We start from the raw sequence: 22,920 nt of genomic DNA on the forward strand, positions 1-22,920 counted from the left end.
CATTTCCTCCTGTGTGTTTATTTAAAATATAGCGCCAGATGTTCTCTTGCTTTTCTAATTCCTTGCTGTTCCTTCTCTAAAGACCCCCAATAGCGATGGTCTTCTAGTTCTATGCTGATGGGACCCTGATAACCGACCTTTTCTAATCGCACAGCTACTTTTGACCAATCCACATCTCCTTGCCCAGGGATGGTGTATCTCCATGGCCCTTCTGAAAAATCATAGTTTGCTCCAAAGGTGGCAGCAAGGGTTCCAAATTCATATTGTTCATCAAGTAATATTTCAGTGTCTTTACCATGACAGTAATTAATTCTGTCACCAAATTCACTCAATACTCTTAAATGGTCAATTCCTAACCTTACTAAGTGGGAAGGATCATAATTGATCCCGAAATGTTTAGAAGGTATAACGGTGAACATCGCTCTTAGCATTTCAGGTGTACACCCTAACGTTGGATAGTAGGGAGCTGGTCCTGGCCACCCTTCTAAAGCAATATAAATATTCTCTAGTTCAGCGTGCTTCACGATAGCAGGAAAGGTTTCTTTCCAGATTTCAAACGCTTTTTTACGAGGCATGGTTATATCATCCGGAACCAAACACATGAACATGACTTTTCCGCCAAGCTGAGAAATTTCTGTCATTTGCGTTTTTAGAGCAGTCACTGCTTCTTCTCGACTTTTCTCATCTTCGCTTAAGAGCTTTGTATTGCCAACAGCACCCACACCATCAATGGAACCAACTTCTAACCCAGCATTTTCTAATACCGTTTTTACTTCTTGGTTATATACTGGGACATCGACAACATCCAAGCCAATACTAGCCGCGAATTTTGCCACAGACTCCATTCCCTCTGCACCGATTTTTGGTGAGATTCTCATTCCTATCTTTTTATTCATATAAACAACCTCCTATTAGTTAAAATAGATATTAATAGATTTCTATTTAATTCCACTGAAAGTGATTCCTTTAATAAATGTTTTTTGCAAAAAGAAGAATAGAATCACAACAGGAATCGTCATCATGGTGGATACAGCCATCATCAGCCCCCACTCAGAACCCTTCTGGCTTTGGAATTGCTGCAAACCTAGAGATAAAGTGTATTGAACGGAATCTGTTAAATAGAGTAATGGTCCAATAAAGTCTGTCCAACTTGCCATAAATTGAAATAGTCCTACGGCCAATACCGCTGGTTTTGCTAGCGGAAGCATGATTTGCCAGTAGATTCTAAATTCGCTGGCACCATCTATCTTTGCAGCCTCTCTTAAACTATCAGGTAAGCCCATAAAAAATTGCCTTAACAAGAAGATGTAAAAAGGGATTCCGAAAAATGCCGGGAGGATTAATGGATACGGTGTGCCAACCATCCCTAATTTTTCAAACAATAAAAATAATGGAATCATGGTCACTTGCCCCGGGATCATCATGACACCAATGGTAATGATAAAAAGGATATTCCTCCCAGGCCATTTCAGTTTTGCAAAGCTATATGCAACAATTGGACACGATAAAACAGCGCCAACGGTACTTAACACGGTAATGATGATGGTGTTTTTTAAATATGTGAAAAACGGGATATAATTCATAGCATCAATATAATTGCTCCACTTCACTGGCTTTGGGATCCATTCAGGTGGAAAAGTAAATACTTGTGTTAATGGTTTTAATGATGTTGATACCATCCAAATAAATGGAATCATAAAGAAAAATGATGCGATGATTAGGACAATTTGTGCTGAAAAACGAGATACTTTCTTCTTTCTTGTTGCATCCATTTTTTCTCCTCCCTTATTTTCCCTGGTAGTGAACCCAGCGCTTGGATGTTAGAAATACAAAGGCAGTTAGTGCCATAACAATTACAAATAATACCCATGCCATAGCAGACGCATAGCCCATTTTGAAGAATTTAAAGCCGTTATCATATAAATACATCACATAAAATGTTAATGAATTGGCTGGTGTCCCTTTCCCTTGAGTCAATGTGTAAGGCAATGTGAATTGCTGGAAGGCCCCAATAATTCCCATGACCAAATTAAAAAATATAACTGGTGTTAATAGAGGTATAGTAATATGAAACGTTTTTTGGAACCAGTTCGCTCCGTCAACATTTGCTGCATCATAATAATCTTCCGGAATATCTCCGAGACCGGCTAAATAGATCACCACAGCTTGCCCTATTCCCCACAAGGACATCACGATTAATGAAGGCTTTGACCATGTCTCACTTCCGAGCCATGATGGCCCTTCAATGCCAATCGTGCTTAATATTCCGTTTACTAGCCCAAAACCTGGATTTAACAGCCACATCCATAAAACCGCCAGGGCTACATGCGGAACAAGAGTCGGCAGGAAGAAAATTGTTCGGTAAATGGCCATCCCTTTCACCTTCATGTTCAGCATCATGGCCAGCGCCACACCAAAGATAATTCCTAATGGGACATAAAACACCGCAAAGTAAACGGTATTATAGACGGATTTCCAAAATAATTGATCATTCATTAAATCTTTATAATTCTGCAAACCAATGAATTCTCCTGGCTGAAGAATACTGTATGTAGTAAAGCTAAAATAAATGGATGAAAATAAGGGAATGGCATAAAAAACGAGTAAACCAATAATCCATGGTGATGCAAATAATAATCCAGTTTTGTATTGCCTCCAATTAGCCCGACTTTTCTTAGCAGTGATGTTTATTTGATTGTTAGGCTCTGTTTTAGGAGAGTTCTTATTTTCTGCCAATTGCATGTTACCAACCGCTCCTCTCTCTCCACTATTTTTAATTCGGGAGGAGAAAACTCCTCCCCTATATATTCCGTTCCTGCACCCGACATCTAGTTACAATTCGTTGCTGATTGGGCACTTAGATTTTTTATTTACTTAGTTCTTTATTTACTTTTTCATTCACTTTTTTCAGTAACTCTTCTGGAGTTCCATTTCCGCGTGTTGCATTTTCTACCGCGCTGGCCAATTCATTCCAGTATAAGGATCCTTGGGTCATAACAGGTCTATGATGAGAAACTGGCAAGATATTGACAAATTCTTTTAAGATTGGGTCTTCTTTATATCCTAGTTCCTCATTGACGGAATCGATGACAGAGAAGTCTCTGGCGATTCCACTAAAAATCTTTTGACCTTCCTCTCCTCCAAAGAACTTTAAAAATTCCCATGCAGCGTCTTTATTCTTCGCGCCCTTAGGGATCACAACGGACCATCCCCCAGACCATGTTGTATGATTTTCTCCTGTTGGAGTTGGCATAGGAAATACCCCATATTTCAAATCTGGTTTGAATTTCTTAATGGCGGAAACTTCCCACGGCCCGCTTACCTTCATGCTTAGCTGGCCAGTTAAGAATGGGTCCATTGCACCCTGGCCTTGTGAGTCGGTAAACCCAGCGATATCCTCGACATTATATTTCTTTGCATAATCTGTAATCCATTGAAGTGCCTCCACAACTTTTGGGTCAGTTGCCGTTGCTTGATTTGTTTCAGTGTTAAAGAATTCTCCGCCGAACGACCAACCCCAGCCATAGAACCAGCCTTGGCCAAACCATGGAATAAAGCCAATACGTTCAAAGCGCTTTCCTTTTTTCTTGGTTAATTTTTCTGCAGCAGCCTCTAATTCTGCAATGGTTTTCGGTGGGTTTTCAGGATCTAATCCCGCCTCTTTAAAATGATCGATATTAAAATACACGAGCCTTGAATCCGTTGTGGTAGGGATTCCGTATAGTTTTCCTTGGTAATTCGCCTCATCCCACGCAAAAGGATAATAAGTATCCTTTTTAACTCCGCTTGATGCAGCTAATTCTGTCAAATCCTCCAAGGATCCTTGCGCTGCCCAAGATCCGATCTCAAAACGGTCGAAGTATGCAACATCAGGAGGATTTCCTCCAGAGATCGCTGTCATTAATTTTTCATTTTGACCTTCACCTTGATTCGCTGTATAGACCGCATTAATCTTGATATCTGGATTTTTTTTCTCAAATTCCTTAATAACTGCGTCCACCGCTTCACCTGTTACATCTGTCATCGGGTGCCAAAAAGTCACGGTTGTTTGATCTTTGTTTGCTTTTCCTGAAGAACTAGACTTCGAGGAACATCCAGAAAGAATCATTGATAATGTTAAAACGAATACTAATGCAAATGCCCCGATTCTTTTTTTCTTTTGTTTCATCTTCATCCCCCTGCCCTTCTACCTAATTTTTTTACACACTTTTTATGTAATTTCTCAGATGCACCATTAATAAAAGCGCTTTCATGATTGACCAAAAAAATATTTGTACATAATGATATAACAACTTTAACTTGTTATTATTAATGGTATATTGATAGATTAACAATTGCTTACAGACATGTCAATATATTTTTTGAATATTCTTTCTTTACATTCTCTTTGATTATTACTGTTAAATTGATCATCCAAAAAAAATCGGTATGTATAAAAAAACAATCCGTTTAATGGATTGTTTTTGGATTTATTATGGATGAATTGACGCCGTTGATTTTCCTTTATACAGAGTAAAATCAATGACAGTATGCTTGGGAATTTTCTCACCATTTAACTGTTTCATTAATAAATGTACGGCTTTCTTTCCCATTTCTTCCTCATGTTGTCGGATATGAGTAAAGAGAGGCTGTTCAAAACGTTCTTCTGGGCAGTCAAAACAAACAATGGAATTATCTTCAGGAATTTTCTTCCCAAGCTTGTTTAAAACATTATTAAGAGTAAGAGCCAAATAATATTCACCCACAACAAAGGCAGTGACTTCGGGATGGTTTTCAATAAAATGTTTGATAGATTGAGAGTCAGCTTGCAATGTTATACCTGACTGATCCTCATTATTTTGCGGCAAGGAACTGATCATATCAATTAATAAAAAATCAGGTTTCATTTTTAATCCTTGCTTTGAATAAGCAATTTGATACCCTTGGAGTCTCTCTTCAATCGTCGAATTCCCGCTGGGAGACGGAGAAATGAAAGCGATTTCTTTATGACCTAAAGTAAATAAGTAGTTCGTTAAGGTTTCAGAGGCTGATTGATTATTTGTACAAACAGAACTTGCTGGTATTCCCTTCAAGTAACGATCGACTAACACGATTGGAAAATCCTTTAATACTAGTTTTAATATTTCTGTATTGTAATGTTCACCGTGGACAGGAAAGATGATTAGACCATCCACTCCACTATTTACTAGATCAATTATTGCATTTTCTTCTTCTTTTTTCTTTCCTCTTGTACGCCGGATAATCAAGTTGCAATTGTTTTGCAGACAAATTTTTTCTATGGTTTTCACTAAATTTAATCCAAAGGCATTATCAAAGTCAGGTATAATTAAAGCAATTAATTTACTATTTGTAAGTAACGAACTTGGGATATCATTTGGAGACCACTCGTTATTTTCAGGCTTCAGTTTGGCGACAAAAGAGCCCTTTCCTCTTATCCGCTCAATGATGTTATTTTGAGCTAGTAAATCTAACGCTTTTTTTGATGTAATTCTGCTTACATCGAATTCCTCAGCCAATTCCTTTTCCGAAGGAACCCGATCTCCCTCCATTAAGGTCCCCTTCTTTATCTGCTCGATGATATATTCATAAATTTTTTCATATAAGGGAGTATTCATCTTTTAGTCACCTTTTAAAGTTGATATAGTTATTATATATAAATATATCATCTTAATGTTATCAAAACAACTAAAATGGTTATTTATTACTAGACAGCGTATTCAAATTTCCCTATTGAATGATCAAAATAGCAGAAGTATTGCTAATATACTTCTGCTATTTCTAAGAGAAATTCTAGTTAACTGGCAGTTCAACAATAAAAGTAGATCCTTCTTTTTCTTTACTCTTTACTGTAATAATCCCATTATGCAGTTTGACAATGCTTGCTACAATTGAAAGACCTAAGCCAGTCCCTTCCACACTTCTTGTACGTGATGAATCTACTCGGTAAAAGCGGTCAAAAATCTGATCTACTTCGTGATCACTCATCCCTAAACCTGTATCAACAAACGTCACGAAGAGCGAATTTCCTCTTTCTTCAATTGATATCTCAATACTGCCATTGGGTACATTATACTTAATACCATTGGATAGAAGATTATCCCAAACCGTTTCAAGTAAGGCGGGGTCCCCCATAATATTGATATCAGGTAAGCTGTAACTAACCATTAATCCTTTTTCACTTATTGCCCATTGGTAGTTCGTAATTAATCCCTTTATTTGCTCACCAACGTTGAACCATTTTTTCTTCATTACATCTTCACTTCGATCTAACGAAGCAAGAAGTAATAATTGTTTCGTTAAGGAAGATAAACGGCTAATTTCATTATTAATAATGGAAATATATTGAGTTTTATCTTCCTTGCTAATCGAATCATTGTCCAATAGGTTCGTATAACCTTTTATATTCGAAAGCGGTGACTGGATATCATGAGAAATATTTGATATAAATTCTTTTCTCATGTCCTCCATTTGTTCCAACTTTGTCGCCATTTGTAAAAAACTTTGGGAAAGCTGCCCTAACTCATCATCACGATGAATATCCAGATTCACATGATATTTTCCATTCGCTAAAGCCTTTGTTGCTTTCGTTAGGGTAGAAATAGGTTTAATCAGATATCTAGTGTTAATCAGTACCATCACGAAGCTCAGAGAAATGGCTAATAGCAAAATCCATCCAAATAAAACATGCATTTCGTTGAAAAGAAATTTTATATCAGGTCTTATAAAAAGAGCGTAGTTTATTCCGTTATGTTCTAACGGAACACCGATCGTGTTCCTTAGTTCATTGGCAAAAAATCCTGTGACAAACGTTTCGCGCGGGAACTGAAGGATACCGTGAAAAATTTGACCATTTAACACACGTTTCTTGGTTGAATTGGGAAGATTTTTATCTCTGAAAGGTTCACCGAAAGAATGTTCATTCCCAACACTATCGACTAAGTACAGTTGATAGCCGACTCCCGAAACATTCTCTAAATAATCTATTAAGTTGTTATCCGGATGGTCTTTTGCAAAAGTGGCAATGTTAAGCGCAACTTTTGTGTTTTTTTGGTCATTAACCGGCTTTATTTTTTGATGGTAATAGGTATTTGAGATTAAAAAAGCAAGGATAAAACTGATCAGCATCATACCAGTAGTGATGACAATAAATTTCACATAAAGGGTTCTCATTTCCTTTGGGCCTCCAAAAAATAGCCAACCCCTCGTACTGTTTTGATCTGAAAATCATCACTTAATGTAGAAAAACGTTCCCTTAACCTTTTTATATGAACATCTACGGTTCGGTCATCTCCTTCATAATCCCTTCCCCAAATCTTTTCTATCAGGTGTTCCCTCGAAAATACTTGCTTGGGATTAGAAAATAGATACGATAAGAGTTCAAATTCCTTTAATGGTAATAGCAAGGTTCGGTTTCCACTTTGGACTTCATAGCTTTTTTTATTTATAGTTGTATTGCCAATCCGTACAAAGGTGTCATCTACTTGAGATTCATATCTCCGTAACAATGCTTTTATTCGAAAAAGTAATTCTTTTGGTTCAAAGGGCTTAACCAAATAATCATCTGTTCCGGCCAGAAATCCTTGCTCCTTATCCTCAATTTGGTCTCTAGCAGTTAAAAGGAGGACAGGAATATCATACTGCTTTCGAATTTCCTTTGTTAGTGTAAAACCGTCCATGAATGGCATCATCACGTCAACTATGGCTAAGTCACTCGCTCCCTTTTTAAGTACTTCCAAGGCTTCAACCCCATCTTTTGCTTGGAGTACCTTATAGCCTTGATTAGATAGTTGAATGGTGACTAGGTTTACTATATGAATATCATCATCAACAATTAAAATAGTTGTCATATCTGTTCTCCCTAGTGTTGAAATCTCCTGCAAAATATCTTAAGTTCATTATACCCAAACGATCTTCCATTTCTAATGTTAACTGCCCAAAACCATACCATCACTCATCTTAATGATACGGTCAGCATAGGAGAGCATATCTTCATCATGCGTTACCATTAATGTAGTCAGGTTCAACCTTTTTGTTAAATCTCGAAGTAACGTCATCACATCTCTTGATTTTGTTGAATCCAAGCTGGCAGTTGGCTCATCAGCGAACAGAACCTTTGGTTTATGAATGATGGCACGAGCAATGGCAACCCGCTGTTTTTCTCCACCTGATAATGTGGCTGGGTAGGCATGCTTTCGATGGTTCATCCCGACTAATGTTAGTATTTTGTCAATTTCCTTTTGTTGTTCTGTCTTCTTTGTTTTAGATTCTGATACATCCAACATAAGCAATAATTGCTCTTCTACGGTGAGAAAAGGAACCAAATGAGCGAATTGAAAAACAAAACCAAATTTACTGGACCGAATTTTTCTAACTTGTTCTCCATTCAACGCGGTTAAATTTTCCCCTTCGAAAAGTACCTGCCCCGCTGTAGCAGGTTGAAGTCCAGCTGCAATGGTTAAAAGTGTACTTTTACCGGAACCAGAAGCTCCTACTAATGCTGTTAACTCACCTTCTCTAAGAGAAAGGTTGATTCCTTTTAGGATTTCTTCCTTTACTTCTCCATTGATAAACGTTTTTCTCACTTTATCGAGTGTAAATCGTGTCATATTAAACCTCTCCTTGTTGAATTGCTTGTAATGGTTGTACTTTTTTAATCTGCAGGCCGGAAATCGTAGCCCCCATAAAACCAATCATGAAGAAGACGATCGATAATTGTGCTGTTGTTTCGATGGTCAAGCTGAAAGGCATATCCTTAGGTGCCAGCCTATTAAAAACCTGACTAAGTGTAATCGATATCGTTAAAGCTATTACTGTAATCACCATCATTTGTGTCCACATCATGTGGAACAACGTTCTTGTTTTTACCCCAATTGCCTTTAAGATTCCGTATAAGCCCATTTTCTGAACGTTCATCATGTAGAAAAAGATCCCGAATAACATACCGCTAATCACAACTAAAAACCAAACGATCATATTAAGCGATGTCTGCTCTGCCTTGTAACTAGATATCGTGTTTAAGAATTGTTTCTTAGTAAACACATCTAATCCTGTGACTGCACCAATAGAATCCTTTCCTGGTACAAAAATCAATTGCATTTCTTTAACGCGGTACATTTCTTGGTAGTCTTCAGAATGAATAAATGCAACAGGTGCATGACTGAATTTCTTTTGGTCGACAAAGCCTTTAACAATGAATTTGCCGCTGTACTGATTATTCGTTAAGGAATCACCAACTTGTATCCCCTTTTCTTTCATAGACAGATCTAATACAACTTCTCCCTTTTGGACATTTTCAAATACCGGAGATTCAGTCGATGTTACAAAGGCGACACTTTGCTGCTTTTCATCCTCATCATTCAAAAACCCCATTTGAATGGAAAATGCAACGGCTTCTTTATGCTTTTTTAACATGTTTTCCTGAACATCTCTATCGATTCTTGAGAGATTAATGGTTTGATCCGCATCTTGGGACATATAAAAATGTCCCTCTGGCAAATCTTTTATTAATGCAGCATTGTCCTGTGATAATCCATTTGCCAAACCCGATATGATAAACGTTAATAAACTAACAAGAAAAACAATCGAACCTAAAATCAAAAATCTCACTTTATTCTTTTTCATTTCTTTCCAAGCCATATTCATCTTTATTCCTCCAATCTCTTAATAACATCATTAGTTTATCGTCGGATTATGAACTCAAGATGAACAATTGCTGTAAAAATTCTATTTGATAATTGTGTTTTATAGAAACTGTCATTACATACAGCATCTATTTTTTGTTATATAGGACAAGCATACATACAAAAAACAATTAAGTTTAATAGAAATATAAAGAAGTAAATAATAGGAGTGATCGTTTTGATAGATAATCGTATTGTAAATGGAGGGTTTGAGACGGGAACGATTAGTCCGTTTTCAGGACTCGGTGTTTCTATTCGTAATACAATGAGCCATTCTGGTAATTTCAGTATTGGATTTACTGGAGGATCCGGTACCTTTTCTTTTTCTCAATTGGTAAATGTAACCCCAGGGGAAACCTTTGAATTTTTGGCGTCACTCGCTAAAATTAATTCATTTACTAGTCCACCAATTTCTATTAACATATCCTACTTGGATAGTAGTAATAATACCGTAGGAACCGCACTTACGATTACCATTCCAAGTGGACGCCTTACGAACAATTGGGTGGAAGTCTATGGGACAACCTCCCCCGCACCAAGTACAGCCAGACGAGCTCGGGTATTGTTCACCAAACAATCCCAATCTGGTTCTGCAACGGTTGTTGTAGATGATGTGGCACTTCTAGCTGTTAACGGCGGTTCATCCGGACCAATTGGTGATTTTACTGTGGGTGGTAATCTAGCGGTTAACGGAAGTGCTCAATTAGGCAGTTCATTGTCTGACTTAGTTAATGTAGCAGGAAGTGAAGCCATAGCAGGTGATTTATTTGTAGGTGGGACTACTCTTTTAGGTAATACATTGTCTGACATCGTTGAGGTTAGAGGAAATGAAACTGTACAAGGTAACCTTTCTGTAGGTGGAAATACAACCATTCAAGGTGAGTTAACGGTTAATGGAAATACGAATTTTACGATTGATTCCTTGACCACCACAGGTGATTTTACTGTGGGTGAAAATTTCCAAGTGAATGGAGGAGCAGAGTTCCAAGGAATCACCTCCTTTTTTGGACCATTTACTGTTTTTGTGACTACAGTTTATGCTGATAATAATTTAATAGTAGGTGGAAGTGGCGACGTAATCGGCAGTGGAAGCATCCAAGGAGGTACATTGGAATTATCCGGATTTTTGGGTGGAGGAGTAGTTCCAGATGAATCTTTAAGGGTCCAAAATGGTCATATCGCGATACTGGGTACTGGTCAAGGGATTATATTAACCGCACCAAATAATTCACGTTGGCTAGTATCGGTCAATAATAGTGGAAATCTAATTACTACACCTGTTAGTTAAAAATGGTGGCCGTTTGTCACTTTTAGACTAAAAACAAGAGCCAGGAACCGTCCAAAAAATTGGAAGGTACCTGGCTCTTATTTTGAGCTTATTACTTTTTTTATTTTTTGAGTCAGTATTTATTTACATTCGGTAAGTCTAAAGTCTTAGAAAAAATTCAGTCTCCTCAAAACATGAAAAATATGGGATATTTATGGAGCAGGATCAAGGAAATAGTTAAATAGAACTAGAAAAAAAGGCGGTGTTCGTATATTCAACTATTAAGACATTGTAAAACTTTTGAAATTTAATGGTAAATAATGGTTGTTTTTTACAAAATTATGTTAAGATTCACCTTGGACTTTCTATCTATATCAAAGGGGAGATATACCTATGTCAGTTTTCACGAAATGGGCTTTTCGAAATAAAGCCGCTGTATCCTTAATAACGGTATTAGTATTAATTATCGGGATTATTAGTTATTTTCGATTACCGATGGAGTTCTTGCCTTCTGCAGACAATCCGCAAGTAACCATTATCACGATGGGGCAAGGAACCGATTCAAAAACAATGGAAAGTGATGTTACTTCTCCGATTGAACGTGCGGTAACCGGAATTAAAGGAAAAAATTCAATCTATTCTACAACGGGAGACGGCTTTTCAAAAGTAGATTTATTTTTTGAAGCGGGTTCCGACATGAAACAGGCAAAATTAGCTGTTCAAGAGGCATTATCAAATGTCGCACTTCCAGCTTACATATCTAAGCCAATCATTTCACAGCTCAATACCTCCATGATTCCCATCTCCAACATCGCTGTAACCTTTAAAGACGGTCTCACAACCGAAAACCTTGAATTGGTAAAAGAAAAAATTGAACCGTTATACAAAGAGATTGACGGTGTTGCCCAAGTTCAGACCTATGGTTTAGTGGATCCTGTTATTTCAGTAAAAATTGATAACCAAAAATTAGCACAAAACCAGGTATCACTGCAATCGGTAATGGGTCTTCTTCAAGGTCAAAACACCGCTGTAGCAGTTGGTGAAAAGAATATTGATGGAAAAACAAGCAATATTAAAGTGATTGGTGATGTATCAAGTCTCGAAAAACTTAAAAGCCTCCCAGTCGCACCAAATGTAACACTAGAGGATATCTCATCAATTGAAGAAACAACTGAATCCAATTTCTTGAATCGATTCGATGGGAACGAAGCACTAAGCATTAGTATCACGAAGGACAGTCATTCAAACGCTGTAACCATTAGTAAAGAAATTGAAAAAGTAACAAAGGAAAATAATAAAAAATACGATTCACAAGAATCTACAATTTATGTAGCTTCAGCTGATATGGTTGAAACGTCTGTTCAAACGATGATGAAAGAAGTTCTTCTCGGTGCTTTGTTTGCAACCATTGTGATTATGATCTTTTTACGTAATATCCGAACAACGTTTATTACGATCGTTTCCATCCCGCTATCCCTTTGTTTTACCTTGTTCTTATTGTCACGGTCCGGGGTGACATTAAATATTTTAACACTCGGCGGGGTTGCAGTGGCCGTTGGACGTCTTGTTGACGACAGTATTGTTGTCATTGAAAATATCTATCGTAAAATGCAAACAGAGAAGTTTTCGGTTCAAATGGTGATTGATGCAACGAAACAAGTTGGAGTAGCCATCACGGCCTCCACCTTAACAACGGTTGCGGTCTTCCTTCCAATGAGCTTATTAAACGGAGGGCTGCAGGAATTCCTTTTACCATTTGCGCTAACGGTTACCTATTCCCTATTGGCCTCGCTTTTGGTTGCCTTAACATTGGTTCCTTTAATGAGTGCTGGTTTGTTGAAAAACACCAAACTTCCAGAACATAAACCGGCCGTACGCTTTCCAAAAGTAGTCAAATGGTCTTTGAATCATAAATGGATCGTATTTACGATTTCCCTGCTATTATTTGCCGGATCGATAGGAGCTTACTTCGCTGTACCAAAAGGTGCTGTTGATAATTCTTCTGCGGACTTTATTTCAGCCACCTTGAAATATCCGAATGATACACCTTTTGAAACAGTCAAAGAAAAGGCAATCGAGCTTGAAAATTCAATAGCTGAGATGGATGAGGTTGAATATATGTTTAACCAAGTCGGTTCTTCAGCAGATACTGCTCAATTTGGCCAAATTGGTTCTCCAACCGAAGCGGTCATCAGTATCCTATTAAAAGATAAAGATGACACAGACAAAGTTTTAAAAGAAATTGAAAAGAAAAAGGATGACTATAAGGACGCTGTTTTAGAAGTGGCCACGGCTTCGTTTATGATGGGCGGCTCAGCAACCAATATTACCATCGACGTGGTTGGTGAGAATATCGAGCAACTCGAAAAAACAGCAAACAGTATTAAAGAAACCGTAGCTGATATTGACGGTGTTGAGGAAGTTACCACGAATCAAGATGAAAAGAAAACTGTCTACTCTCTCGTTGTAGATCCTGCAAAAGGTAATACTCAGCAAATCGCCCAGCAGCTTGGGGTCATGTTAAATCAAACACCGATTGGAACGATTACAGTAGATGAAAAACAAACACTTGTCGTTCTGGAACCTTTACTTAACACAAAAACACAAAACGACTTGAAAAACATCCCGATTATGACCGAAAGCGGAATGGTACCTGTTTCTGAGATAGCAACATTAAAAGTGGCTGAGAGTTCAACCAGTCAATTCCATAAAGATGGGGAGACCTACCTACGCGTTACAGCAACCGTCGATCCTGCTAAACTCTCAGAAATTTCGACGAAGATCAATTTGGAATTATTCGGAGATCAAAAAGAAATTAAAGGAATGGACATTCCAGATGATGTGGAGGTTCTCGTTGGAGGCGCAAGTGCACAGCAAATGGAGGATTTTACTGACTTATTCTTAACGATGCTTGTTTCGATTGGAATTGTATTCTTGATTATGGTGATCACGTTTAAGTCAATTAAAGCGCCAATTGCGATCTTAACCTCCCTGCCGCTGGCTGCCATCGGTGCAATTTTAGGGATCTTAATCAGCAGGATATCGGTTGATATCACCGCTCTTCTTGGAGCGCTCATGCTAATTGGCATTGTCGTAACAAACGCTATTGTTCTGATTGACCGTGTCAGACAAAATGAAGAAAAAATGACGATACGCGAAGCAATTATAGAAGCGGCAGCTACGAGAATGAGGCCGATTTTAATGACTGCGATCGCTACCATATGTGCAATGATTCCACTTTTGTTTAAAGCATCCCAGAGTGGAAGCTTGGTTTCTCAAAGCTTGGCTGTTGTCGTTATTGGCGGGTTGGCTCTTGCTACCCTCTTAACCTTAATCGTCATCCCATGTGTATATGAACTATTGTATTTTAAAAAATCAAAGAAACAACGAATGGCAGAATCAACTGAGCAGCACATTCAAATGTAAAACCTTATTGATTGGATTCCAAAAATGTAAGTAGACTCGTATACAAAGAACATAGCCAAAAACATGCAGAGGGAATATCCAAATGCATGTTTTCGGCTTATTTAGTTTACTACGTTTTTATAATAGATTTACATAACATTAACATCTACTTATGATTCTACCTCTAGTGGGGATAGCATATCTGGCTATCATGGTAATTGCCGCAGGTGGAGACTATCCACTTGAAAGGACAATTAGTACAGTACAATGGTAAAAAAGTATATACTTCTTCACCGATCCTTAATCAGCAAAAGTAAATTAACCGGAGATTTTCCGGTTAAATGAAGAATGGAGCTTATTTTGAGGGAAATAGGAGGAGTTTTTCCGACTATCCTAAGCAAAATCTTCCATTTTATAATAATTCGATCCAATAGACGGAATCTTTCCGTCTATTTAAGCCTTTTTTAAAGATAATTTCTAATTAAGCGGAATTTTTCCGTCTACTTATATCAGCTCAGGTGCTTAATCTTACCTGATTCTAAATAAAGAAAAAGACGTATACCAATTCATACGTCAATTCTTGTATCTTTTAATAGAAAGCACCGGAAGCCTTTATGGTCCACTCCAGTCAGTTTCCCCCCAAAGGATGTTCTTCTTAAGCATTGACCTCCTTTAAAAGCTGAGTCATTGAATTCAATTTGGCTGACAGCTCCTTAAACCATTCTTCATCTCCGGTAGCTAACGCTAAATCAATTAGGAAAAGGATTTGTTCCTTATTGCTGACATTTGCAGCAGGCAAACGTTTAAGCTGGTTGGTTAATAATGCTATTGTTCTGCCATTTATGTCTTTGTTGTCACTTGTCACAATTTTGACCTTTGCGATTCCTTCTAAACTGCTAAGGGATTCAATATAACCAATAATTAATTCACCTGTGTGCAAATTCCCTTTAACCCAATCACCTGTTTCTAACTTTGGAAAATCATTATTACTCAACATTATTTTTTCACCTGCTTGGAAAAGTATAGTCCTTCTTAATGCTCCATTCATGTTTCATTTACTGTAATTTAATTTATTACAGTTAAACTAAAAAGACACTTATTGGCAGTCTTTTATTGTTTTTTATTGATAAGATCAACAATTTCTTTAATGGTGTAGTCCTTTAAATATTCACCCAGATGGTCTTCAGCACCTAAAAAAATGCTAAACAGGACTCTTTGCATATTTGCCCCCACAATGCACTGGTCATTTGATTCAGGACATTTAGGCTGAAGTGCACCTTCCGAGGTAATCTTATAGATGTCCCAGAGAGTAACCTCACTAAGATCTAAAGCAAAGATAAATCCCCCGCCTATTCCTTCTTTTGATTTAATAAATCCATGTTTTTTTAATAAACTTAATACTTTTCTTATACGAACTGGGTGGACACCGGCACTTTCTGCAATATATTCACTAGTTGACATCCGGTCTGGCTGTAATGCAAGTAGAGTTAAACTGTGAATGGCAAGTGTAAAATCACTGTTCATGACCTGCCTCCTATACGTTCATCATTTTTATATTATTGATACTCCTACTATTCACTATTATATCATTTACTATACTGTAATGATAAACGTTACAGATTGAACACAATGTAACTAATTAGCCGCTATCTGCGAATCAATGTTTACAAATGTACGAAGCCTGCGTGGTAAGAACCTTGTAATTTCGTCCTCGTTATATCCAACCTGTAATCGTTTTTCATCTAGCATGATTGGCCGACGCAACATTTTTGGGTTGTTGGTTATTAAATTATATAAGGCATTAAGTGGCAAAGATTCAATATCAACATTCAACTCCTGAAAAACTTTTGAGGTTGTCGAAATAATCTCGTCCGTCCCTTCCTCTGTCAGACGAAGAATCGATTTAATCTCATCAATCGTAAGCGGTTCAGCTATTATGTTTCTTTCAATATAGTCTATCTGATGTTTCTCAAACCACGCCTTTGCTTTTCGACAAGATCCACAGCTTGGTGTTGTAAATAGAGTTACCATATTACACACTCCCTTTTTATCATTTATTCATTATCCTATGCTTGCCGGTCATAAATGTAACAAAAATTATTACAGTTCAGAAACAATAAAGCATGTTATTCTCATTTGAATTATTTTTTTCTAAAAAGCTGAACCTTTCCTCTATACTGTAATATTAATTTTTACAGTTAAAGAAGTCAACTGTAATTTCATGGTACATGTGCAATTTTATCATCATGAAGTGTATTTTCGAGGTTTATTTTACCATTCTGTTCTAGAAATAGTAGAACAGATGTGTTATAATAAATATAGAACAGATTGGAGTGGAAAGTAATGATCATTGTAATTGAACCCGATTCTGACGTCCCCATTTATGAGCAAATTTGTAATCAAATTATGGAAGGAATTGCTCGAGGACAAATAAAGCCAGGCGATTCACTGCCTTCTGTAAGGGTATTTGCTTCTGACCTCGGTGTAAATATGCACACCGTTAATAAAAGCTACCACCTATTAGAGAAAAAAGGAATTATCACGATTGTTCCTAAATCAGGTGCGGTTATCTCCTCTCCTCAGGATTTCAATGAATCCTCTTTCATTCGGTTAAAAGATGAGTTTAAGCCACTTATTGCTGAATCTCTTGTCGTCGGTATGACCAATCAACAAATCCAGAATCTTGTCACCTCGATTATCGAAGACTTTACGAAAAATCAAAAATAGGAGGATTTACTATGACTTTGGCTATTTTTCTCTTTATTTCCATTATTTTAGCTGGCATTCAAACAGCCATTCCTTTTTTAGTAAAAAGGACCATCATCTTTGGTATTACTGTCCCAGAAAAGCACATAAAAAATGAACAATTATTATCCTATAAAAAAAACTACACCTTTATCGTTGCCCTTGTTTCTGTCATCGCTCTAGCCAGCTATGTGCTTTGGGTTCTCGTAAGTAATCCAGTCGAAGAAAAAACCGTGTTAATCGGAACCTTTATCCAATTTGGCATTATTCTTTTCAGCCTGTCCCTTTATTTTTACTATCACGGAAAAACACTTCAATTAAAAAAGAAGCAGAACTGGATGGAACAGTTAAAGCAAGTTAAAGTCGCTGATTTATCCGTACGGTCTCAGGACGAAATGCTTTCTTGGTATGTATTTTTACTTCCTATAGTGATGACAGTTGGTGTAATCGTTTATACCATATTCCAATACGACCTTCTGCCTAATCAAATTCCAACTCACTGGGGAGCAAATGGCAAAGCCGATCGCTTTACGGAGAAAACGCCAATATCTGCCATCTCTCTGCCGCTAACACTTTTAGCTATGCAAGTAATGTTCTTAGGAATCAATATTGGAAAAAGTAAGTCGGGAATCCAATTAAGTGCAACGAGTTTAAACGCATCGCGAAATCGCCAATTAACATTACGGAAAAATTCAAGCTGGCTGATGTTTGGAGTTAGTTTTTTGCTAACCATCATGTTTAGTTTTTTCCAATTAACAACGATTCACCCTAATTTGTTTGCCGGAACAGCTATGATGGCGGCGCCCATGATTTTCCTTGTCATCCTGTTAACGGGAACGATTATTTTTGCTGTTAAAGTGGGGCGTTCTGATAAACAATCCGTCGGTGAGCTGAAAGAGGACCTAACGGATTACGACGAAGATTCTTACTGGAAAGGCGGACTCTTTTACTTCAACCGAAATGATCCTTCCATTTTTGTAGAAAAACGCTTTGGCGTTGGCTGGACCCTCAATTTTGGCAATCCAATCGGTTATATTATCGTTTTTGTGCCGCTTGTTGTCATAATAATATTATCAAATCTGTAAGCTTAGAGTATAAAACAAAAGCGTATCCATTCAGTTGGATACGCTCTTCTTATGGTCGAACTCTGAAATGATTTCCCATTTCTTGTGATTAGCAATTTCTAATAGACGAGGTTCAGGGTTAACGGCTACAGGATTTCCTACTAATTCGAGAACATTTAAATCACTATAACTATCCCCATATGCAAAGCTGTTTTGCCAATCCACGTCCGTATTCGAAAGATGGGCATGGATGAATTCCCTCTTTCTTTCACCATAAATGTAACGGATCGAAGTGTTCTTAGATAATTTTTCATCCTCGTAAGGAATACTGCTGCCGATGATACAGTCAAAAGTTATATATATCACTAGTGACCGAATTCAACAGCGGTTCATATGCTCCTGAAACCAGCATGGTGTAGTATCCCTCTTTTTTATGTTGTTCCAGTCGAGTTAACATGTGATTACTAAGGTTTTGACTCATCATCTCGCCAATTTGTGAAAAAAACTCTTCGATCTCTGCTTTTGAGGAAGAACCAAATGCCGCTATGTAAGACCACATCGAGTACTCTTTCATTTTTTGTTCAGGGTAAAGTTTACATTTGTATGCTACGTAAACCGGTAGTAATTTGAGAAAAAATTTACGGTACTTTTGAAAATGAATTGGATGTTTTTTTAAATGACTCATCAAAAGCGGGAACGTCTCCTCAGGAAATAATGTTCCATCAAAGTCAAAAATTGCAACCTTCATATGGGATCAGCCTTTCTTTGAGAACAAGTATATTTTTTCTATGGACTACTCTACTATACACTAAAACATCCAGAAAGAATCGTGAGAAAACTCCCTTCTACTATTGAAGGGAGTTTAGGCATTATTGCTTAATAGCTGTGTCTAAAAAGTTTTGTAATTTACTCTTATATTCTTCTTCAGCAACCGTATAAGCTTCGGTGTGGCCGGCACCTTTCACGATCCACAAGTCTTTTTTACTAGAAGCAGCATCATAGATTTCCGTTGCCATTTCAGTTGGAACCAGCTCATCTTGGTCACCATGAATAATAAATAAAGGCAGTGTATTTTTCTTTACGCCCCCAAGTGCCGAAGCCTCCTCAAACGAATAGCCCGCGCGGATTTTTGTCACGACACTCGTTACTTCCATAAGCGGAAATGGTGGAAGCTTGTACAGGTATTTTAATTGATGAGATAACTCTGCCTTAACGGTTGTATACCCGCTATCGGCGATAATTCCTTTTACCTCTTTAGGGAGTTTTTCACCAGATGTCATCAGAACAGTGGCTGCACCCATTGAAAAACCGTGTAGGAAAATCGTATCCTCTTTCTTTTCTTCTATTAAAAAGTCTACCCAATCCACATAATCCTTTCGGTCATGCCACCCATAACCGATATAATTCCCTTCACTCATCCCATGGCCTCTGGCATCAGGCTTTAAAACATCATAGCCCATATCATAATAATCCTTTGTAATCCCTGGCATTTGTTCGCTGCTGCCCTTATATCCATGTGCCAAAATGACCACTTTGCCGTTAGAATTTGGATTCTTCAAAAAGCGCGCTTTTAATGTTAGGCCATCATATGACTTTATTTGAACGATTTCAAATTGCTGCTGCTCTGTCCATTTCATTAATTCCGCTATCTTTTTCTGCTGTTCCTCAGATCCTTCAATACTAGCAGCTGCCGCTGAACTGCCGCCTCCGTGAAGATTCGGTCCTTCCTGACTGCGATTAATGCCTACATTGTAAAAATAATTCCCGGCAATACCCATTCCTATGATAAAAATCAGAACGATTGCTATACTTATTCTTGTTACTCTTTTTTTCAACTTCATTCCCCTTTATCTAGTTAACTCTGATGTAAATTTTGTAAAAAGATGAAACTAATATATTAATATATTATAATTCAGTCACTGCTGAAAGTGGTAATTTTTTTACAGCACAAGCTTTTTAGGAATTCAGGTACGGCGAAAAGTACCAGATACCATCCTTTTAGTTGGATGGTGCCTGGCACCCTTTATTCTATTATTAGGATTTCATCATCATTGCTGCCTGTTCCCAAATGATCCGCTCCTCACGGTTTGGATCATTTTTAACTTCACTCTTGAGATTAAAAATCATCGTTGAACGTTCATTCAGATTATACTTTGGCCATTCAGGAAGGTTTTCTGTATTTGGATCGCTGTTACGTGCAAAGTTTATCCATGACTGATGCATTTGGATCGCTACCAATTGACGGTCCGGAGAAGACCCTGTGAAATTCTCCGTATTTGGCGTATTTAGTGTATTAAACACAAATGGAATTTCTAAAGCGTGCGTTGACTTAAGTGCGCCGCCAAATACTGGTGTTTCCCAATCAAACCGATACATCCAAACAGGAGCACCTTGTTTCACCTGCAGTTCGGTTAGCTTTTGTGCAGGATATGTAAAGATGCTCATCGTTAGTAGTTTGTTATAAAGTTCTTGGGAAAGCGGCTTGTTCCCTCCGAGATAACTTGAAATAACTGGCACCAGCGGTCCAAACGTTTTTTCAAATTGCTTTGTAACCTGTGTCTCATCGGCATTTTTCCATTCAGGGTCAAATGCGCTAAAAATGTTGTATTCATCTTTGTTTGTCCCAATTAGTATGGTGACATCCTTTGCTGAACCGTCTGCTATTGCCTCTTCTGGATGTCTTGGCAGTGATATTCCATCCATTACAGGCCCTAAGCTCATCGGAGGAACAAGGTCGGAGGCCTGAATTAACTGCTCAATTGGCAGTTCCTCTAATTTTGATAGATTCGTCGGTTCAACCTGTAAAGCACCTAATAAGTGACCCGCAATTTTTGTGGCTTTATCTGAAGAATGCACATTAGCAGCAGCACCACTTTGAAGGATTGCTTTATGGAAAAGACCTTGTGCTGATGGGAATCCAAGCAATACCCCAATGCTCATTGCCCCCGCAGATTCTCCAAATACCGTTACATTATTCGGATCCCCGCCAAAGGCTGAGATGTTTTCCTGCACCCATTGCAATGCAGCGACCTGATCCTGTATGCCGCAATTTCCGGAAGTCGCATATTCCTCACCGCCAATTTCTCCTAGGTGTAGGAAGCCCAAAATTCCTAGTCGGTAATTTATCGTAACAACAACGACATCGCCTTTCTCCGCGAATGAAGCACCGTCATACCAGCTGCTAGACCCTGATCCAGATATAAAAGCACCCCCGTGAATCCAAACCATCACTGGCCGCTTTTTATCATCTGCTCCTGGTGACCATACATTTAAATACAGACAATCTTCATTCATATTGGAGATGTCATTTCCAAAAAACTCCATGATTTCTCGTTGTGGTTGTGGCGCAACTGGTGAGAATGAAGTCGCGTCCCGAATACCTTCCCAAGAGTCTAGCAGCTCTGGAGCACGAAACCTAAGCGATCCTACTGGAGGCTTCGCATATGGGATGCCCCTCCATGCAAATACATCATTGATTTGTTCACCTTGCAGCTTACCGTAAGCGCTTTCAACAACTGTGTTCGTCATTCGCCTTCTCCTCCTAATTTAGAAGTTTCCGTACATTCTAGTTGCTAATTAAAAATATTCGAGAAGGAGAAGGGATTTTCCTGTTATTTACAATCACGTTTAATCTTTTTAATTGTGGTTTATTGAAACTTTACGGGTAATTTGTATAACCTGTACGGTTTTTTGTATGAACTGTACGCTTTTTTGTATAAACTGTACGGTTTTTTGTAAAAGCTGTACGCTTTTTTGTATAAACTGTACGGTTTTCCGCGAAGCTCTACACTTTTTTGAATAAACTGTACGGTTTTCCGTAAAGCTCTACACTTTTTTGAATAAACTGTACGGTTTTCCGTAAAGCTGTACGCTTTTTTGTATAAACTGTACGGTTTTCCCAAAAGCTGTACCCTTTATCATTGAACCCGCGGCTTATTTTCTCTCCGTATCAAAATTCCCATGGGAATATACGTAATGATAAATACGATGACCGCGGCTATTTCAAGGCTTATATAATACATCATTCCACTGCCGAAAAATGATAGTAAGGTTTCTGTTTCCGAAGGTCTGGCTAAAAAGAAGAAATTGGTGTCCAACCATATATTTATGAAAAATATTGGTACGGCTATCACATTCAACGTAAGATAGCTGGTGAACACTGCCTTTCTAGGAACTCTGTACCTTTCAAAGAGGATAAAGTACAAAACGGCTAATGGGATGGCTGAATGATGAAGGAAATATTTTAAGAATCGAAAATGAGGAAATTGGTAGATGATATCAGGTGTGATCATACTTAATATCGCAGGAAGAAGTCCGATGAAAAATAACAGATTAAACACTTTCTGATTGTGTTTTAAAAATAAAAACAGCGATAAAAACGTACTTAATGAACAAAGCTGTAACGGGAGGTCCCCCACTTCCCATTGGTTTGTTAGGATTAACCACAAATGAAAGGAAACTTCACATAATACTAATGTTGTAAATAAGATCCATTTTATTATCCTTTGATATGATTTAAGGCTTTTCCTGTAATGGATGAAAAGGAAACAGGTTAGAAAAAAGAGACATAACGACAGAACATGGGGCATTGAAAAGAATGTGAAAGTCTGCATTCCTGTAACAGAAAACATGATCACAAACACCTCTTTTCTGAAGATTGCAAGATAATAAGATTATATGACTACCATAGTCCGTACTATACGCTGGCAGACTATGAATAAATGAAAAGCCCCAAACTCGGAAAAAATAGAGTTTGGGG

21 protein-coding genes are annotated in these 22,920 nt (G+C 37.8%); 4 read left to right on the forward strand and 17 right to left on the reverse strand.

Annotated features, from left to right (window positions below):
- Positions 1–17 precede the first annotated feature (17 nt).
- From ACN6MT_RS20580 to ACN6MT_RS20620, 9 genes are all read right to left on the reverse strand, one after another.
- Positions 18–896, reverse strand: coding sequence for a sugar phosphate isomerase/epimerase family protein (locus ACN6MT_RS20580; RefSeq protein ID WP_419887809.1), 879 nt, complete (start codon positions 894–896; stop codon positions 18–20).
- Between the two features lie 42 nt (positions 897–938).
- Positions 939–1,772, reverse strand: a complete 834-nt coding sequence (locus tag ACN6MT_RS20585; RefSeq protein WP_419887810.1) for a carbohydrate ABC transporter permease — start codon at positions 1,770–1,772, stop codon at positions 939–941.
- A gap of 13 nt (positions 1,773–1,785) precedes the next feature.
- Positions 1,786–2,742, reverse strand: a complete 957-nt coding sequence (locus tag ACN6MT_RS20590) for a carbohydrate ABC transporter permease (protein ID WP_419887811.1) — start codon at positions 2,740–2,742, stop codon at positions 1,786–1,788.
- Between the two features lie 124 nt (positions 2,743–2,866).
- Positions 2,867–4,168, reverse strand: a complete 1,302-nt coding sequence (locus ACN6MT_RS20595; RefSeq protein WP_419887812.1) for an ABC transporter substrate-binding protein — start codon at positions 4,166–4,168, stop codon at positions 2,867–2,869.
- Between the two features lie 304 nt (positions 4,169–4,472).
- Positions 4,473–5,615: a GntR family transcriptional regulator gene (locus tag ACN6MT_RS20600; protein ID WP_419887813.1), complete on the reverse strand. Its 1,143-nt coding sequence runs from the start codon at positions 5,613–5,615 to the stop codon at positions 4,473–4,475.
- A 175-nt stretch (positions 5,616–5,790) separates the two neighbouring features.
- Positions 5,791–7,170 (reverse strand): sensor histidine kinase, encoded by a 1,380-nt coding sequence (locus ACN6MT_RS20605; RefSeq protein WP_419887814.1) that lies wholly within the window; start codon positions 7,168–7,170, stop codon positions 5,791–5,793.
- Positions 7,167–7,847, reverse strand: coding sequence for a response regulator transcription factor (locus tag ACN6MT_RS20610; protein ID WP_419887815.1), 681 nt, complete (start codon positions 7,845–7,847; stop codon positions 7,167–7,169). Before ACN6MT_RS20610 ends, ACN6MT_RS20605 begins: the two co-directional genes overlap by 4 nt.
- A 78-nt stretch (positions 7,848–7,925) precedes the next feature.
- Positions 7,926–8,606 carry an ABC transporter ATP-binding protein gene (locus ACN6MT_RS20615; RefSeq protein WP_419887816.1) on the reverse strand — a complete coding sequence of 227 codons (681 nt, stop codon included), beginning with the start codon at positions 8,604–8,606 and terminating at the stop codon, positions 7,926–7,928.
- Between the two features lies 1 nt (position 8,607).
- Positions 8,608–9,642 (reverse strand): ABC transporter permease, encoded by a 1,035-nt coding sequence (locus tag ACN6MT_RS20620; RefSeq protein ID WP_419887817.1) that lies wholly within the window; start codon positions 9,640–9,642, stop codon positions 8,608–8,610.
- Positions 9,643–9,858: 216 nt separating this feature from the next.
- On the opposite strand from ACN6MT_RS20620, the gene ACN6MT_RS20625 reads away from it, so the two are divergent.
- Together ACN6MT_RS20625 and ACN6MT_RS20630 are read left to right on the forward strand one after the other, a co-directional pair.
- Positions 9,859–10,968 carry an NTTRR-F1 domain gene (locus ACN6MT_RS20625; RefSeq protein WP_419887818.1) on the forward strand — a complete coding sequence of 370 codons (1,110 nt, stop codon included), beginning with the start codon at positions 9,859–9,861 and terminating at the stop codon, positions 10,966–10,968.
- Between the two features lie 372 nt (positions 10,969–11,340).
- Positions 11,341–14,373 carry an efflux RND transporter permease subunit gene (locus tag ACN6MT_RS20630; RefSeq protein WP_419887819.1) on the forward strand — a complete coding sequence of 1,011 codons (3,033 nt, stop codon included), beginning with the start codon at positions 11,341–11,343 and terminating at the stop codon, positions 14,371–14,373.
- A gap of 634 nt (positions 14,374–15,007) precedes the next feature.
- On the opposite strand, the gene ACN6MT_RS20635 is transcribed toward ACN6MT_RS20630, so the two are convergent.
- The 3 genes from ACN6MT_RS20635 to spxA form a co-directional block, all read right to left on the reverse strand.
- Complete coding sequence (locus ACN6MT_RS20635; protein WP_419887820.1) at positions 15,008–15,349, reverse strand: IDEAL domain-containing protein; 342 nt, start codon at positions 15,347–15,349, stop codon at positions 15,008–15,010.
- A gap of 113 nt (positions 15,350–15,462) precedes the next feature.
- Entirely contained in the window at positions 15,463–15,876 is a 414-nt protein-coding gene (locus ACN6MT_RS20640) for an RrF2 family transcriptional regulator (protein ID WP_034677232.1), read from the reverse strand.
- Positions 15,877–15,987: 111 nt separating this feature from the next.
- Complete coding sequence (spxA, locus tag ACN6MT_RS20645; RefSeq protein ID WP_419887821.1) at positions 15,988–16,383, reverse strand: transcriptional regulator SpxA; 396 nt, start codon at positions 16,381–16,383, stop codon at positions 15,988–15,990.
- 312 nt (positions 16,384–16,695) lie between these two features.
- Here spxA and ACN6MT_RS20650 point away from each other — a divergent pair, with 312 nt between their 5' ends.
- The gene (locus tag ACN6MT_RS20650; RefSeq protein WP_419887822.1) at positions 16,696–17,079 is read left to right on the forward strand and encodes a GntR family transcriptional regulator; all 384 of its coding nucleotides are present in this window, start codon (positions 16,696–16,698) and stop codon (positions 17,077–17,079) included.
- Between the two features lie 11 nt (positions 17,080–17,090).
- A complete protein-coding gene (locus tag ACN6MT_RS20655) occupies positions 17,091–18,182 on the forward strand; it encodes a DUF1648 domain-containing protein (RefSeq protein WP_419887823.1) in 1,092 nt (363 codons plus the stop codon).
- Between the two features lie 30 nt (positions 18,183–18,212).
- On the opposite strand, the gene ACN6MT_RS20660 is transcribed toward ACN6MT_RS20655, so the two are convergent.
- From ACN6MT_RS20660 to ACN6MT_RS20680, 5 genes are all read right to left on the reverse strand, one after another.
- Entirely contained in the window at positions 18,213–18,527 is a 315-nt protein-coding gene (locus ACN6MT_RS20660; protein ID WP_419887824.1) for an HAD family hydrolase, read from the reverse strand.
- Positions 18,508–18,909, reverse strand: a complete 402-nt coding sequence (locus tag ACN6MT_RS20665) for an HAD family hydrolase (RefSeq protein ID WP_419887825.1) — start codon at positions 18,907–18,909, stop codon at positions 18,508–18,510. The genes ACN6MT_RS20660 and ACN6MT_RS20665 overlap by 20 nt, the downstream gene beginning before the upstream one ends.
- Before the next feature lie 121 nt (positions 18,910–19,030).
- Positions 19,031–20,002 (reverse strand): alpha/beta hydrolase, encoded by a 972-nt coding sequence (locus tag ACN6MT_RS20670; RefSeq protein WP_419887826.1) that lies wholly within the window; start codon positions 20,000–20,002, stop codon positions 19,031–19,033.
- Positions 20,003–20,195: 193 nt separating this feature from the next.
- Positions 20,196–21,689 (reverse strand): carboxylesterase/lipase family protein, encoded by a 1,494-nt coding sequence (locus tag ACN6MT_RS20675; RefSeq protein WP_419887827.1) that lies wholly within the window; start codon positions 21,687–21,689, stop codon positions 20,196–20,198.
- Between the two features lie 389 nt (positions 21,690–22,078).
- On the reverse strand, positions 22,079–22,792 hold the full coding sequence (locus ACN6MT_RS20680) for a TIGR02206 family membrane protein (RefSeq protein ID WP_419887828.1): 714 nt from the start codon (positions 22,790–22,792) through the stop codon (positions 22,079–22,081).
- Positions 22,793–22,920 lie beyond the last annotated feature (128 nt).

It is taken from the genome of Neobacillus niacini (genome assembly GCF_048572935.1).
GTDB classification, from domain to species: domain Bacteria; phylum Bacillota; class Bacilli; order Bacillales; family Cytobacillaceae; genus Neobacillus; species Neobacillus niacini.